This is a genomic window from Allomuricauda sp. CP2A (genome assembly GCF_001683915.1).
Classification (GTDB): domain Bacteria; phylum Bacteroidota; class Bacteroidia; order Flavobacteriales; family Flavobacteriaceae; genus Flagellimonas.
Genome location: NZ_LXTT01000121.1, coordinates 1 through 13,775, shown reverse-complemented (window position 1 = coordinate 13,775; position 13,775 = coordinate 1). Strand labels below are relative to the sequence as shown.

Sequence of the window (13,775 nt, the reverse complement as noted above, 5' to 3'; positions counted from 1 at the left end):
CTGAATGTAAGTATTGCCATTAGTGTATTTGCAATAGTTGAATTTAAAAGTTGGATATAAAAAAAGACCATTTCACAAATGGTCTTTTTTTTGTAGCGAGAGGGGGACTTGAACCCCCGGCCTCCGGGTTATGAATCCTGAGTCTTTTGAATCCATTTGGGCTTATTTGATTTGATAATCAATTGTTTATAAGATATTTAAGGATGTTCAATTTTTATTCAAAGCCATAAAAATTCATATTAAAACATGATTTGTTGTACATATGTTGTACATAGATTTCGTATCTTTATAAGGCAAAAAATAACACTATGGCGACTGTAAAGATAGTATTACGCAAGAATTATCAGAAGAAGGACGGGACTTTCCCAATTGCCCTACGAATAACAAAAGATAGAAAGTCCAAGTTCCTTTTTACAGGTGAGTACATTCTTGAAAAGGATTGGGACCAAACAAAGGGGTTGGCTAAAAAAAGTCATCCTAATTCTTCACGCCTTAATAACATGCTTTTGAAAAAGATTACTGAAGCGCATGACATGGCTTTGGAAATTGAATCAAGCGAAAAAAAGCAATCTGTAGCTACAATCACTAAAAAGATTGTGGGAGAGGATAAATATGATTTTTTCAAAGTAAGTGAGGTTTTTTTGGCGAATCTCCTAAAAAGAAAAAAGTTCAATCAACAATACAATCAAGAAAAGAGGTTGGAGATTTTTAAAACTTATTTAGGGCGAAAAGAGCTTTCCTTTACCGATTTGGACGTCACCTTATTGAAAAGGTTCGAGGCATATCTTCTTTATGAACGAAAAGTCGCTCCAAGAACGGCGATAAACTATTTAATGCTTATCCGCACCATTTATAATTTTGCCCGAAAGGAATATCATGTTGATGATAGGAACTACCCATTTGGAAAAGGTAAAATACAGATTAAGTTTCCTGAAAGCGAAAAAATCGGATTGAACAAGGAAGAGGTTCAATTACTTGAAACCGCAGACAATTTGACAAAAGCACAGCTTCATGCGGTGTACGTATGGCTAACGAGCTTTTACTTTGCGGGTGTTCGGGTTGCTGATGTCATAAAACTAAAATGGTCCGACTTTAAAGATAATCGCTTATATTATCGTATGGGGAAGAACAGGAAACTTGTCTCATTGGTCGTTCCCGATAAGACCAAAGAAATTCTTAAGTATTTTGAGGCTCAAAAGAGGGGGAAGGATGATTTGGTTTTTCCTTTTTTAAAAGGCACCAATTTGAAAGATGACAAAAGAGTAGCAACTAGGGTTAAAACCGTAACCCGAAATTTAAACCGGCGATTGCAAATCGTTGGAGAAAAACTGGGTATTGAGAAAAAACTATCTATGCATATAGCCCGTCATAGCTTTGGAAACATTTCTGGCGATAAAATACCTATTCAAATGCTTCAAAAACTGTATCGTCATTCTTCGATTACAACAACGGTTAACTATCAATCGAATTTCATGCACAAAGAAACCGATGATGCCTTAGAAAAGGTAGTAAACTTTTAAGAACATCCAGTAGTTCGGGTATTTTGTCGAAAGATTTGAATACAATTGGATTATTAGGGTACCTTGTACTTTTCTATAATTGTATTCGATGCAAGTAGTTTGCCTACAAGAAGAAGCTTTCTATGCCTTGTTTGACAAGGTAGTGGAATATTTAGAGCAAAAAAGAGCTGATAAGCCAGAAAAATGGATTGACGGCGAGGAAGCAATGTTTCATCTCAAAATAAAATCCACCACCACTTTGCAAAAACTGCGGGACGAGGGTAAAATCAGGTTTTCCCAACCTCAAAAGAAAGTAATTCTGTACGATCGGGATTCTATTAATGAATATATCGAGGCACACGTTCGTGAAACTTTTTAGCCATGGAAGAAAATATAAAAATTGATGAGGAGTATAAAAAGGCATTCAATCTTGGATATGAATTGGCGAAAGAGTTGAATCTAAAAACTCCGATGTTCAAAAGTGTCGTGCCGACCGACGATCACATGAATGCTGTGCAAGCAGGAATGATGCAATACAGTAACGAACTAAATAAAAATCTACATAAAGGAAATGTCCAACATCAGGAATCAAATGTAAAACCACAAAATATTGCCAGTGTTCAATCAAACAAGAATAATAAGGATATGGGAAAAGGATTGGACTTTTCCAATTGAGAAGACCATTGCTCAATACCCTTTATCCTGAATTGAAAAATGATGAATCCGTATGGTAGTTGGAATTGGTAAAAAGGTTATTTCTTAAGTTTTGACGCAAAAGCGTAGACTACCAATTCTTCAGTCTTTCCAGTTTTTGCATAGGCGTTGCATCGATTTTTTTATATTTTTGTACCGTGAAATTTTTAACAATCATATTGTCCTTTTACTTTTTGGCGCTCAATGTAGTGCCCTGTGGCGATTCGGGCAAAGCTAAAGATGACGCCCAGGTCGTTTCGGTAATGGACTATGATGGCAATCACGACCAAGATTGTGAGCTGTGTTCACCATTCTGCCAGTGCCATTGTTGCCACGTGCATACAATTGATTTTGATATAGCCGAATTTCAACCGCTTCAATCCGTGATTTCTCAAGAAAACTTTGCCCATTTTGATAGCCTTGGCAAAGATTTTGCCCTTTCCCTTTACCAACCCCCTCAAGTATAATTCAGTTTTTTTAAGGATAGCTCTATCCTATCGTGATGCTTTCAACGTAAGCATCACATTCTAAATGCATTGCATCTCATTGCATTGCGATGTTTAAACTGAATTAATACTTTTTCTATGATTAACAAAATCATTTCATTTTCCATAAACAACAAATTTATAATCGGTTTGTTTATGGTTGCCCTAATAGGCACCGGAATATGGTCTATGGCCACTATAAATCTGGGTTCTGTACCTGATATTACCAACAACCAAGTACAGGTTATTACCGTTGCCCCAAATTTAGGTACTGAAGATATTGAGCAATTCGTGACCTATCCCGTAGAATTGGCAATGGCAAACCTTCCTGACGTTATCGAGCTGCGTTCGGTATCCCGTTTTGGATTGTCAGTTGTTACCATTGTCTTTAAGGATGAAGCAGGTACCTATCTGCCCCGGCAATTGGTGCAGGAGAAATTAGCTGAAGTTGCTGAAGAAATTCCCGAAGGTTTTGGTACACCATTTATGGCACCCATAACTACAGGTTTGGGAGAAATCTTTCAATATACCTTAAAAGTCGAGGAGGGCTACGAAGACAAATACGATGCTATGGAGCTTCGTACCATTCAGGACTGGCTGGTAAAAAGGCAAATGGCCCTAGTGCCCGGCGTAGTGGAAGTAAACGCGTTTGGTGGGTATGTCAAACAGTATGAAGTTGCCCTAAATCCCGATAAGCTAAAGAGCTTTGGCATCACGATGGGCCAGGTATTCGAGGCACTTCAAAAAAATAATGCAAATACCGGAGGTGCCTATATTGAAAAAAATCATCAAGCCAATTTTATTCGGGGCGAAGGACTCGCAAGAAGTCTTGAAGACCTAAAAAATACCGTGGTCACGACTCAAAACGGGACCCCCATACTGGTAAGCGATGTTGCAGAAAAAGTAGGCTATGGCAACCAGGTGCGCTATGGCGCCTTTACACAGGACGGGCACGAAAGCGTGGGCGGGCAGATTTTGATGCTCAAGGGCGAGAGCCCGAGCAATGTCATCGAAAATGTGGAAGGGCGAATCGCTGAAATACAAAAATCACTTCCCGAAGGCGTTACTATAGAACCTTTTCTTTCACGAAGTGAACTTATAGCGCGAACTACCAGTACCGTAAAGAAGAACCTCGTGGAAGGCGCGTTGATCGTGATTTTTGTACTTGTCCTGCTATTGGGTAGTTTTCGTGGGGGCCTTATTACGGCATCGGTCATCCCGCTTTCATTGTTGTTTGCATTCATATTGATGAGGCAGTTCGGCGTTTGGGCAAATCTGATGAGCCTTGGTGCCATCGACTTCGGTATCATTGTAGACGGGGCCGTCATCATTGTGGAAGGTATGGTGCACCATATACAGATGCGGCTGAAAAAATCCAAGGCCGTATTTACGCAAGTAGAGATGGACGAACTGGCCTATGAATCGGGCAGTACAATGATGAACTCGGCCTTTTTCGGTCAATTGATTATCCTGATTGTTTTTACCCCTATCCTCTTCCTTACTGGAATAGAAGGCAAAATGTTCCGTCCAATGGCCTTCACCTTCGGTTTTGCCGTTTTGGGGGCAATTATATTGTGCCTCACCTACGTGCCGATGATTTCCGCCCTGTTCCTACGTCCCGCCAAAAACCCAGACCACTGGTTCGCCAAGTTTGAACATAAGATTGAAGGTTTCAGCGATAAAATTATGGCAACCTTGCACAAGGGGTATCAACCGCTGTTGAATTTTGCTCTACGGTTCAAGGCTGGTGTAGTGTTGGGCGCCGTCGCCCTATTTGCCATTGCGGTATTTATATTCAGTGGTATGGGGGGTGAGTTTATTCCTAAACTCGATGAGGGCGATATAGCGATGCAGGCCCTTATAAAACCTGGAAGCAGCCTAACGGAATCCATTGAAGCTTCCAAAAAACTACAAAACCTGGTAAATGAATTTCCAGAGGTCAAGACAATGATTTCAAGGATTGGAGTTGCCGAAATCCCTACGGATCCGATGCCAATGGATATCGCCGATAGCTATGTTATCCTAGAAAAGGATAAAAGTAAATGGACGAGTGCCGATAGTAAAGAAGAATTGATAGAAAAGATAAAGGAGAAAATATCGGTCATCCCGGGGGTGAACTTCGTGTTCACCCAACCGGTCGAGCTGCGGTTCAACGAGTTGCTAACCGGAGTAAGGGAAGATGTAGCCATAAAACTCTATGGAGAAGATTTGGACATTCTGGCTGAAAAAGCCAACGAAATGGCATCCATAATTCAGACCGTGCCGGGTGCCGGTGATGTAAGGGCAGAGGCCACTAGCGGTTTGCCTCAAATGACCGTTGTCTATAATCGTGCGAAAATGGCACAGTACGGAGTTACAATTGAAAAGCTCAATGATTACGTGAGCGCGGCCTTTGCCGGTGAAGCGGCCAGTGTCATCTTTGAAGGGGAAAAACGGTTTGAAGTGGTAATACGATTGGCGGAAGCCTATCGTAAGAACATTGACAATCTTAAAAACCTGTACATCGATTTACCCAATGGCAACCAAGTTCCATTAAAAGAGGTTGCGGATATTAGTTATAAACCGGGGCCGATGCAGATATCGCGTGATAATACCTATAGAAGGATTTATGTTGGTGTAAACGTTAGGGGCAGGGACGTTAAGTCAATGGTCGAGGAAATACAGGCAAAACTTGATGAACAACTGGAACTGCCTCCTGGGTACTATATTACCTATGGTGGTTCATTTGAGAATTTACAGCGTGCAACAGACCGTCTTATGGTGGTGGTACCCATTGCCCTGGTATTGATTTTTATCCTACTGTACTTTGCCTTGAAATCATTTTCACAATCGGTGATGATATATATGGCAGTACCGTTGGCAGCTATTGGTGGGGTCTTTGCCCTTTGGTTACGTGGTATGCCCTTCAGTATCTCGGCCGGAGTGGGATTCATCGTACTCTTTGGCGTGGCCGTCCTCAATGGACTAGTGCTCATCAACAAATTCAACGATTTAAAAGAAGAAGGAATGACAAATATCAAAAAACGCATCGAAGAGGCCACCCACGAGAGATTGAGGCCAATATTGCTTACGGCTACGGCAGCCATTATGGGTTTTGTGCCAATGGCGGTCTCCACGTCGGGGGGTGCTGAAGTACAAAGACCGTTGGCCACTGTGGTAATTGGCGGTTTGATTACGGCCACCTTGTTGACACTTGTGGTGGTGCCCGTCCTCTACAACTGGCTCGAGAGCAGAAAGCAGCGCAAACAATCCGACAACGGAGATACCGGATATGTAAAGAACAGTCTGCCTATGCTCGGGATTCTACTTGCCGTAAGTGGTTTTTTGTCATCGGGTACGGTGGTTGCCCAAGAACCTGATCCTGTCCAGACCCTTACCCTGCAACAGGCCGTTGACAAAGCCAGGGAGTATTACCCAACCTTAAAACAGGGCGAGGCCTTCATTGCACGGGAGAAGGCCTTAAGGGGCACAAGCTTCGATTTGGGGAACACCCAAGTATTTACCGGTAAGGAAGAAACGGGCAGCGGTGTGCCCGGCGTTCAGACCGTGATTGGTGTTCAACAGGGAAATATCGATCTACTGTCGGGCTTTTCCAAATCCAAGTTTTTCAAGGAAAGGGTAGCCTTGGGAGAAAAACTGTATGAGCTCAGCGAACAGCAATTGGTACGCAATGTGATGCTGGCCTACAACCAGATACAGTACAATACCGCCCAGCTGCGCTTTGCCGAGCGCCTTGACAGCGTCTATACAGACTTTGAATCGGCCGCAAAGCTGCGGTACGATACCGGTGAGACGGGAAAATTGGAATACATTGCGGCCTCTTCGGAATACCAGCAGATACAGGTACTCAGGCAACAGGCCTACGATGATATCGAGATTGCCAAAAGGCAGCTGAAGCAATATCTGGGCATTAATGACCCCATCGACATAGCTGACGAACCTTTTACCGCTTGGGCGGAAAGGTTTCTGGATTCACCCTCGGAGAATATAAATAAGAACCCTTTGTTACAGTTTGCCGAACAGAATGTGGCCGTAAGCGAAGCCAATGTAGAGGTAGAGAGATCACAGTTCCTGCCCAAGTTCAACCTAACCTATGGAAGGCAAACAGTTGACGACGTTTCAGGCTTTAACACCTATCAAGTGGGAATAAGTATTCCCCTGTGGTTCTTACCGCAAAAGAACAGGGTGAAAGCGGCAAAGGCCGATGCGATTTTGGCCGAGAGCCAATACCTTGAACAGAAGGCGATGACCGAAAGCACGTTGGCCCAATTGGTTAAGGCTCTGGAAAAAACCCAAAAAAGTCTTGAGTATTACGAAAAAGGGGCACTGCGGTTGGCCGATGAACAAATTGCCACGGCAGAACTGGCATCCCGGGAAGGCGAGATAGACTATGTAAACTATATCACTATCCTTAATAGTGCCATACGCATAAAACAGAACCACTTACAATTTATAAATCAGTATAACCAGCAGGCCATTGAAATTCAATATCAACTGGGCAACCTATAATTTAAAAGAAAAAGAAATGAAAAATATAGCAATTACATTGACATCAATCCTGGCCTTGACAGCGTTCCTTGTTTCCTGCAACGGTAGGCAAAAGGGAGAATTAGGCCATGATGAGGGCAAAGCGACCACTAAAGAGACGTTACAGGAAGGGGAAGAAGGGCATGGTAATGAGGCCCATGCAGAAGAGGGCGGCCATGAGGAAGAAGAAGGTTCCGTTGAAATTACCCAACAGCAGGCGGAAACCATCGGCCTCGAAATGAAACCTTTGGAAGAACGTAGCCTGGGCAACAACATCAAGGTAACGGGCAGACTCGAACTTTTCCCACAGGACAGGGCCAATATAAGCCCCTTTGTGGGCGGCAATATAAGCTCGGTACTTGTTATAGAGGGTGATAAGGTGCGCAAGGGACAGGTTCTCGCCTATTTGGAACACCCCGATATCATAACGATGCAACAGGAATTTCAGGAGAAAAATGACGAACTGGTCTTTTTGGATCAGGACTACGAACGAAAAAAAACCCTCTATGACAAAGGGGTCTCATCCGGCAAGGAATTTCAGATGGCACAATCCAAATATCGTTCCACGACCTCTTCGGTCAATGCAATGCGGGCAAAACTACGGCTATTGGGCTTTAATGTTGACGAAATCGCCAATGGTAAAATATATCAGGGTGTACCCGTTATAAGTCCCATTAGCGGTTTTGTCGATGAGGTGTTGATAAGCCTTGGCGATTATGTGGCACCACAATCCAAGATGTTTGCCGTAAGCGACAATTCTAAGATACACGTGGATCTAAAGGTATATGAAAAGGACATCCCGAGGGTCAAAGAAGGGCAAAAGATTTTTTTCAGTGTTGCCTCGAGACCAGACGAGCTGCTTACCGCTGAGGTACATTCCATAGGCAAGACCTTCGAGGAAGATCCCAAGGCCGTGCATATCCACGCCCATATAGAAAATCCCGAAAGGGATTTATTGCCTGGTATGTATGTAGAGGGCAGGATTGTACAGGATGAAAAAAACACTCTGGCAGTACCCGAGGAAGCGGTCATCAAAGAGGGTGAAAAGTCGTTCATTTTTGTACTTGACGATGGCGATGCCCAGGAAGAAGGCAAGCTCAAATTTAAAATGGTGCAGGTATCGGTAGGGGTTATCGATTTGGGCTTTGTTTCCATAAATCCCATGGAACCCCTTCAATATGGTTCAAAAGTGGTTATCAATGGGGCCTATACCCTTTCTTCAGAAATGGTGAAAGGCGAATTGGAGCACGGACATTAATTCTCTAAAAAATCAAGGATTTTGATTCCGGGTTTGTTTATCATCTTAATTAGTTAGTTAAAAATTAGAAAACATGCCCGGTTCAAAATCGATTAAAAATTTAAACATTTTAAAAATGAAAGAAATAAAAGCATTTGTTAAACCGAACAGGATACAAAGGGTCATCGAAGCCCTTAGCGATAACGGTTTTAAAAGTATGACGCTTTCACAGGCGGAGGGTACCGGGGCGTTCAAAGCAAAAGGAGCAAGACCCTCCCTTGATTTTAATATAACCGATAGCCCGGTGGTAAAAGTGGAGTTGGTATGTCAAAATGAGGAGGCGCAATCAGCCATAGATATCATATTAGAAAATGGTAAAACGCCCGAACCTGGGGATGGAATCATTTATCTATCCTATATTGAGGATGCCTTTCAGATCAAAACAGGAAAATCCCTTAAACGCTACGATCTTTAACCCCTTTTAAAATGGAAAGAATTGTCAAAAAACTGGAAAGCAAGGGAATACGGCCCACACCGATGCGACTGTTGACCTATAAAAAGTTACTGCAAAGCGAGGTAGCCATCAGTTTGGGAGAGCTAGAGAATTTTTTCGAGAAATCGGAAAGGAGCACCCTTTTCCGGACGATGAAAACATTTGAGGAAAAAAATATTGTACATCAGATAGCGGACGGTACAGGGATTATGAAATATGCACTCTGTGAGGAAAACTGTGGATGTGAGGTGGGCAGCGACCTGCACCTACATTTTCACTGCACCCAGTGTAACGAGACCGTTTGTTTGACCGATCGTAAAATCCCACAGGTAAACCTGCCTCAAGGATATATGGCAGACGATATCAATCTGGTCGTAACGGGAGTATGCAATAAATGCAGTGGCAATTTGGAGTAGCCTTAAAGGCCAATAACATCAAAAGAATACGACGATGATAGCAATCTATAAAAAAGACCAAATCATATATACCATCGCAGATCAAGAAATGGATGCCGATGATGGGGCGACCTTGGTCAAGGCCCTGAATGAACATTTGAAAAGCAATGAACAAGCCGCTTGGTATATGGAAATGGAGCCTCGCAAAAAAGGAGTGAAGAAAAGCAGCGGTGAGAGGTTGGATTTTTCCTTTCCCGAAGAAACACGGCTTAAGAAAATAGCCTTGGTGGGCGAAAAAACTTGGCAAGAACGGTTTACCGAATCGCTATTGCCGTTTAGCGAAGCCCACATAAAATATTTCGGACCTGAAGATGGAAACATGGCCAACAACTGGCTCGAACAAACAAGCAATTTCAATAGTAACTGAAACATGAATCTTTAAATCTAGAAAATTATGATGGACGATTGGTATTTTGGGGGAATGCACTGGATATGGTGGGGGTTATGGATAATCCTCATCTTCTGGATATTTTTAATTCCCTACCCCACACCGGGACAGAAAAGAAAAAGGGACACCGCAATGGAAGCCCTGAGAGAGCGGTACGCCCGGGGCGAAATCGACGAAGAGGAATTTGAAAAACGAAAGACGTTCCTGTTAAAGAACAAAAAATAACAGTGTTTTGCTTTTGACCGAACGACCATAACACCGTTATCTATGCAAAGAAGAAAAATAGGGATATGGCTTTTGGCAGGCTTTGCCTTTGGGGTATTTATACTGCAACCCTTGGGCCTATCCCTTTTTCTCTTTGACCGGTCGGGCGATTCCGGTCACTGGTCAAGCTTTTTTCTTGAAGCCTTCAAAACCGTATGGAACGTTGTCGATGTTGACCAAATTCTTAGAAACCTGTTGTTCGGGACAATGGGAAGCAGCCTTGCCCTGATGGTCTTTTTCAGAAAAAAGATTTTTCAACTGAACAGGCAACGGATGGACAGGCAAACCGTTCTCGAACTCATAAACAAGGGAGAGAGCAGCCGGGTGGAATTCAAGTCAAGCTTGCGATGGGATGTACGGCAGGGCAAGGTAAACAAACAACTTGAGCTTATCATTGCAAAGACCATTGCCGGGTTTATGAACACCGAGGGGGGCAAGTTGCTCATGGGTGTCGATGACGGGGGAACCATTCTGGGCCTGCAACAGGATTTCGATACGCTTAAAAAGCCGGACAGCGATGGCTTTGAGCAGTATTTGATGCAATTGATCGCTCAAAAACTGGGAACCCATCTTTGTACGCTAGTGAACGTAGCATTTTTTGGGTTTGGTCAAAAGCAAGTGTGCTGTATCGAGATTTTACCAGCCCAAATGCCGGTATATGTGAACCTTGAGGGACGGTCACGGTTTTATATACGCACGGGCAATGCCACGCGCGAACTAGATTTGCCCGAAGCCCTGGTGTATATAGGTAAGGAAAAGGCACAGTGCAACTAGAAACAGGAGGTTATTGGGCCATGCAGGAAGGGTTATTGGCACTTCCGTTGCACGTTTGTTTTAATTAGATTGATTAAAAAATATACAAAAATGGTACAGATAATAAACTTAGAACAGGAACATCTTATTGCCGCTAAAATCAGCGGGAAACTTACGGAAAAGGATATGGAAAAGATGCATCCGCTCATCCACAACATCATAGAAAAAGGCCATAAAGTGGATTTCTATATTGAAATGGAAGATTTTGAAGGCTATACCCTTAAAGGCTTTTGGGAAGACCTAAAAATTGATTCGGCACACTTGGGAGATTACGGCAAGATAGCCTTTGTGGGTAACAAAAAATGGCAGGAGTGGGTGGCTAAGGCAACTGATTTTTTCACTAGCTCGGAAGTTAAGTATTTCGATATTTCCGAGAAATCACAAGCCCAAAAGTGGATTAAATCTTAATTAACGATAACAAAACGATTAATAATATGAATGACAAGGAAAAACATAGTAATGACGATGGCCACAATCACGACCACGGTGGCATCTTCGGCAAAAACACCGAACTCTATTTTGCTATATTAAGTGGGGTCACACTAATAACAGGTTTCCTATTGGAGAAATTTACAGGGGTTTCAGAAAACATTCCTTTTGGACTCTATATTGCGGCCTACTTTTTTGGAGGTTATTTTACCCTGAAGGAAGCTATTAGCAAAGTGGCCAAGGGCGAATTTGAAATCGATTTCCTGATGCTGGTCGCGGCTGCGGGGGCGGCCTATCTGGGCGAATGGGCAGAAGGTGCCTTGTTGCTTTTCCTTTTTAGTCTGGGTCACGCATTGGAAAACTATGCAATGGGCAAGGCAAAAAAGTCCATTGCGGCACTGACCGACCTCGCCCCAAAAACAGCCCTTCTCAAGAAAGATGACGATACCGTTGAAGTGGGTATTGAAGAACTACAGGTGGGCGACATCATCGTGGTGCGCCCCAACAGCAAGATATCCGCCGATGGTGTAATTGTAAAAGGTAACAGTAGTGTTGACCAGGCACCCATTACCGGGGAAAGCGTTCCGGTGGACAAAACACCAATAGAAAATCCGGACAAAGAGTATACCTCAAAAAGCAATATTCCCAATGAGAACCGTGTATTTTCAGGAACCATCAATGGCAACAATACCCTTGAAATAAAGGTAATCAAAGAGGCAAAAGATTCTACCCTCAACCGCTTGGTCACTATGGTTCAGGAGGCTCAAGACCAGAAATCGCCCACCCAGTTGTTGACCGACAAGTTTGAGCGGTACTATGTGCCAGCGGTCATTATACTGGTCGTTGCACTGAATTTTGCTTTTTTGGTCATCGATGAACCGTGGAGCGAAAGCCTATACCGTTCCTTGGCGGTATTGGTAGCTGCAAGTCCGTGCGCGCTCGCCATTTCGACGCCATCTGCTGTATTGAGTGGTGTGGCAAGGGCTGCGCGTGGCGGGGTCTTGATAAAAGGCGGTCGCCCATTGGAAGATTTAGGGGTGCTTACCGCATTGGCCTTTGACAAGACAGGAACGCTTACCGAAGGAAAACCAAAGCTTACCGACGTCGAAAGTTTTGGCAGTATAGATAAAAAGGAACTGTTGGAAATCGCGATTGCGGTTGAGGAACTGAGCGACCACCCCCTGGCAAAGGCAGTTGTACGGGACGGAATGGAACGGCTCGGGAAGGACACAAAGATTCCGGATGCCGATGATTTGGAGGCCGTACAGGGCAAGGGCATAAAGGCAAACTATCAAGGGAATTCCATTTACATTGGTAACCTGGAACTCTTCGAGGATATTGATAAGGGCGTACCCGACGATGTATCAGAAAAGGTAAGAGCGCTTGAAGGGGAAGGAAAGACCACGATGCTAATAAAAAGGGGCAATGAATTTATAGGGATGCTGGGGCTGATGGACACCCCACGGGAAAAAGCCAAGGAAACCCTTGCCCAACTAAAGGAAATAGGCATCAAGAAAATGATAATGCTTACGGGCGACAACCAGAAAGTGGCAGATGCCGTAGCCGAGGAAATTGGGTTGACCGAAGCTCGCGGAAGTCTGCTTCCCGAAGAAAAAGTGGAGGCCATCAAAAAACTTGCGGAACAGGAAAATAAACTGGCAATGATAGGTGATGGGGTCAATGATGCCCCTGCTATGGCAAACAGTACCGTTGGTATTGCAATGGGTGCGGCGGGAAGCGACGTGGCTTTAGAAACCGCAGATATAGCACTAATGGCAGACAAACTGGAAACCTTGCCTTTTGCCATCGGTTTAAGCAGAAAAGCGAAGGCGATAATCAAGCAAAACTTATGGGTTAGCTTGGGGGTTGTTGCCCTTTTAATTCCTGCGACAATTATGAGTTGGGCAAGTATAGGGATAGCCGTGGCCATTCACGAGGGCTCTACGTTGGTAGTGGTGGTCAATGCATTGCGTTTGCTCGCCTACAAAAAATAAATTCAATAAAGGAGATTGCCTTTGAATCAAGGTTAAAAATGAACAAAACGGAAAAAATATTGTCGAATTACGGTATTCGCCCTACTCAAATGAGGTCCAAGATATACAGGTATCTGAGAAGGAAGCAAAGTGCCGTGTCCTTTTCCGACTTGAAAAAGGTCTTTGCTGAAAAGAGCGAAACCAATAAGACAGCAAACAGAACGACCTTTTATCGCAACCTTAAGATTTTTGAGGATAAAGGACTTATTCATCAGATAAATGATGGAACCGGAGTGGCAAAATTTGCGATTTCCGGTGAAAATGCAAAAGGTGAATACGGTTCAGATTTACATCTGCACTTTCATTGTACCGAATGTAAGAAAACAATCTGTTTGCCAAATAAAATACCGGAAGAAAGTTTACCAGCTGATTATAAAATAAACGATGTCAACCTGGTATTAAAAGGAATATGCGTGAAATGTAAGAAAAAATAACAGGTGGGAGTTCCAGAACTTTGAA

General features: G+C 43.4%; 14 protein-coding genes. All 14 read left to right on the top strand.

Annotation, left to right across the window (positions count from 1 at the left end):
• Window positions 1-308 precede the first annotated feature (308 nt).
• Complete coding sequence (locus tag A7D14_RS14250; RefSeq protein WP_067035995.1) at window positions 309-1,520, top strand: site-specific integrase; 1,212 nt, start codon at window positions 309-311, stop codon at window positions 1,518-1,520.
• An 88-nt stretch (window positions 1,521-1,608) separates the two neighbouring features.
• Window positions 1,609-1,878, top strand: coding sequence for a helix-turn-helix domain-containing protein (locus A7D14_RS14245; RefSeq protein ID WP_067035991.1), 270 nt, complete (start codon window positions 1,609-1,611; stop codon window positions 1,876-1,878).
• 2 nt (window positions 1,879-1,880) lie between these two features.
• Window positions 1,881-2,174, top strand: coding sequence for a hypothetical protein (locus A7D14_RS14240; protein ID WP_067035988.1), 294 nt, complete (start codon window positions 1,881-1,883; stop codon window positions 2,172-2,174).
• Between the two features lie 176 nt (window positions 2,175-2,350).
• On the top strand, window positions 2,351-2,659 hold the full coding sequence (locus A7D14_RS14235; protein WP_067035985.1) for a DUF6660 family protein: 309 nt from the start codon (window positions 2,351-2,353) through the stop codon (window positions 2,657-2,659).
• A gap of 117 nt (window positions 2,660-2,776) precedes the next feature.
• Window positions 2,777-7,186 (top strand): CusA/CzcA family heavy metal efflux RND transporter, encoded by a 4,410-nt coding sequence (locus A7D14_RS14230; protein WP_067035983.1) that lies wholly within the window; start codon window positions 2,777-2,779, stop codon window positions 7,184-7,186.
• A 16-nt stretch (window positions 7,187-7,202) separates the two neighbouring features.
• The gene (locus A7D14_RS14225) at window positions 7,203-8,462 is read left to right on the top strand and encodes an efflux RND transporter periplasmic adaptor subunit (RefSeq protein ID WP_067036003.1); all 1,260 of its coding nucleotides are present in this window, start codon (window positions 7,203-7,205) and stop codon (window positions 8,460-8,462) included.
• 115 nt (window positions 8,463-8,577) lie between these two features.
• Window positions 8,578-8,916, top strand: a complete 339-nt coding sequence (locus A7D14_RS14220) for a P-II family nitrogen regulator (protein ID WP_067036000.1) — start codon at window positions 8,578-8,580, stop codon at window positions 8,914-8,916.
• Between the two features lie 11 nt (window positions 8,917-8,927).
• Window positions 8,928-9,350, top strand: coding sequence for a Fur family transcriptional regulator (locus tag A7D14_RS14215; protein WP_067035981.1), 423 nt, complete (start codon window positions 8,928-8,930; stop codon window positions 9,348-9,350).
• A 34-nt stretch (window positions 9,351-9,384) separates the two neighbouring features.
• Window positions 9,385-9,756, top strand: a complete 372-nt coding sequence (locus A7D14_RS14210; protein WP_067035978.1) for an STAS/SEC14 domain-containing protein — start codon at window positions 9,385-9,387, stop codon at window positions 9,754-9,756.
• 27 nt (window positions 9,757-9,783) lie between these two features.
• A complete protein-coding gene (locus A7D14_RS14205; protein WP_067035975.1) occupies window positions 9,784-10,002 on the top strand; it encodes an SHOCT domain-containing protein in 219 nt (72 codons plus the stop codon).
• Window positions 10,003-10,044: 42 nt separating this feature from the next.
• Window positions 10,045-10,815 carry a helix-turn-helix domain-containing protein gene (locus A7D14_RS14200; protein ID WP_067035972.1) on the top strand — a complete coding sequence of 257 codons (771 nt, stop codon included), beginning with the start codon at window positions 10,045-10,047 and terminating at the stop codon, window positions 10,813-10,815.
• 90 nt (window positions 10,816-10,905) lie between these two features.
• Window positions 10,906-11,262, top strand: a complete 357-nt coding sequence (locus tag A7D14_RS14195) for an STAS/SEC14 domain-containing protein (RefSeq protein WP_067035997.1) — start codon at window positions 10,906-10,908, stop codon at window positions 11,260-11,262.
• A gap of 26 nt (window positions 11,263-11,288) precedes the next feature.
• Complete coding sequence (locus A7D14_RS14190; protein WP_067035970.1) at window positions 11,289-13,277, top strand: heavy metal translocating P-type ATPase; 1,989 nt, start codon at window positions 11,289-11,291, stop codon at window positions 13,275-13,277.
• A 38-nt stretch (window positions 13,278-13,315) separates the two neighbouring features.
• Window positions 13,316-13,750, top strand: coding sequence for a Fur family transcriptional regulator (locus A7D14_RS14185; RefSeq protein ID WP_067035967.1), 435 nt, complete (start codon window positions 13,316-13,318; stop codon window positions 13,748-13,750).
• Window positions 13,751-13,775: the final 25 nt, after the last annotated feature.

Excerpts from the sequence above, each read along its gene's own strand:
- A7D14_RS14205 (WP_067035975.1), top strand. The coding sequence starts at position 9,784 with ATGATGGACGATTGGTATTTTGGGGGAATGCACTGGATATGGTGGGGG.
- A7D14_RS14220 (WP_067036000.1), top strand. The coding sequence starts at position 8,578 with ATGAAAGAAATAAAAGCATTTGTTAAACCGAACAGGATACAAAGGGTC.
- A7D14_RS14230 (WP_067035983.1), top strand. The coding sequence starts at position 2,777 with ATGATTAACAAAATCATTTCATTTTCCATAAACAACAAATTTATAATC.
- A7D14_RS14210 (WP_067035978.1), top strand. The coding sequence starts at position 9,385 with ATGATAGCAATCTATAAAAAAGACCAAATCATATATACCATCGCAGAT.
- A7D14_RS14195 (WP_067035997.1), top strand. The coding sequence starts at position 10,906 with ATGGTACAGATAATAAACTTAGAACAGGAACATCTTATTGCCGCTAAA.
- A7D14_RS14200 (WP_067035972.1), top strand. The coding sequence starts at position 10,045 with ATGCAAAGAAGAAAAATAGGGATATGGCTTTTGGCAGGCTTTGCCTTT.
- A7D14_RS14240 (WP_067035988.1), top strand. The coding sequence starts at position 1,881 with ATGGAAGAAAATATAAAAATTGATGAGGAGTATAAAAAGGCATTCAAT.
- A7D14_RS14185 (WP_067035967.1), top strand. The coding sequence starts at position 13,316 with ATGAACAAAACGGAAAAAATATTGTCGAATTACGGTATTCGCCCTACT.
- A7D14_RS14225 (WP_067036003.1), top strand. The coding sequence starts at position 7,203 with ATGAAAAATATAGCAATTACATTGACATCAATCCTGGCCTTGACAGCG.
- A7D14_RS14190 (WP_067035970.1), top strand. The coding sequence starts at position 11,289 with ATGAATGACAAGGAAAAACATAGTAATGACGATGGCCACAATCACGAC.
- A7D14_RS14250 (WP_067035995.1), top strand. The coding sequence starts at position 309 with ATGGCGACTGTAAAGATAGTATTACGCAAGAATTATCAGAAGAAGGAC.
- A7D14_RS14245 (WP_067035991.1), top strand. The coding sequence starts at position 1,609 with ATGCAAGTAGTTTGCCTACAAGAAGAAGCTTTCTATGCCTTGTTTGAC.
- A7D14_RS14215 (WP_067035981.1), top strand. The coding sequence starts at position 8,928 with ATGGAAAGAATTGTCAAAAAACTGGAAAGCAAGGGAATACGGCCCACA.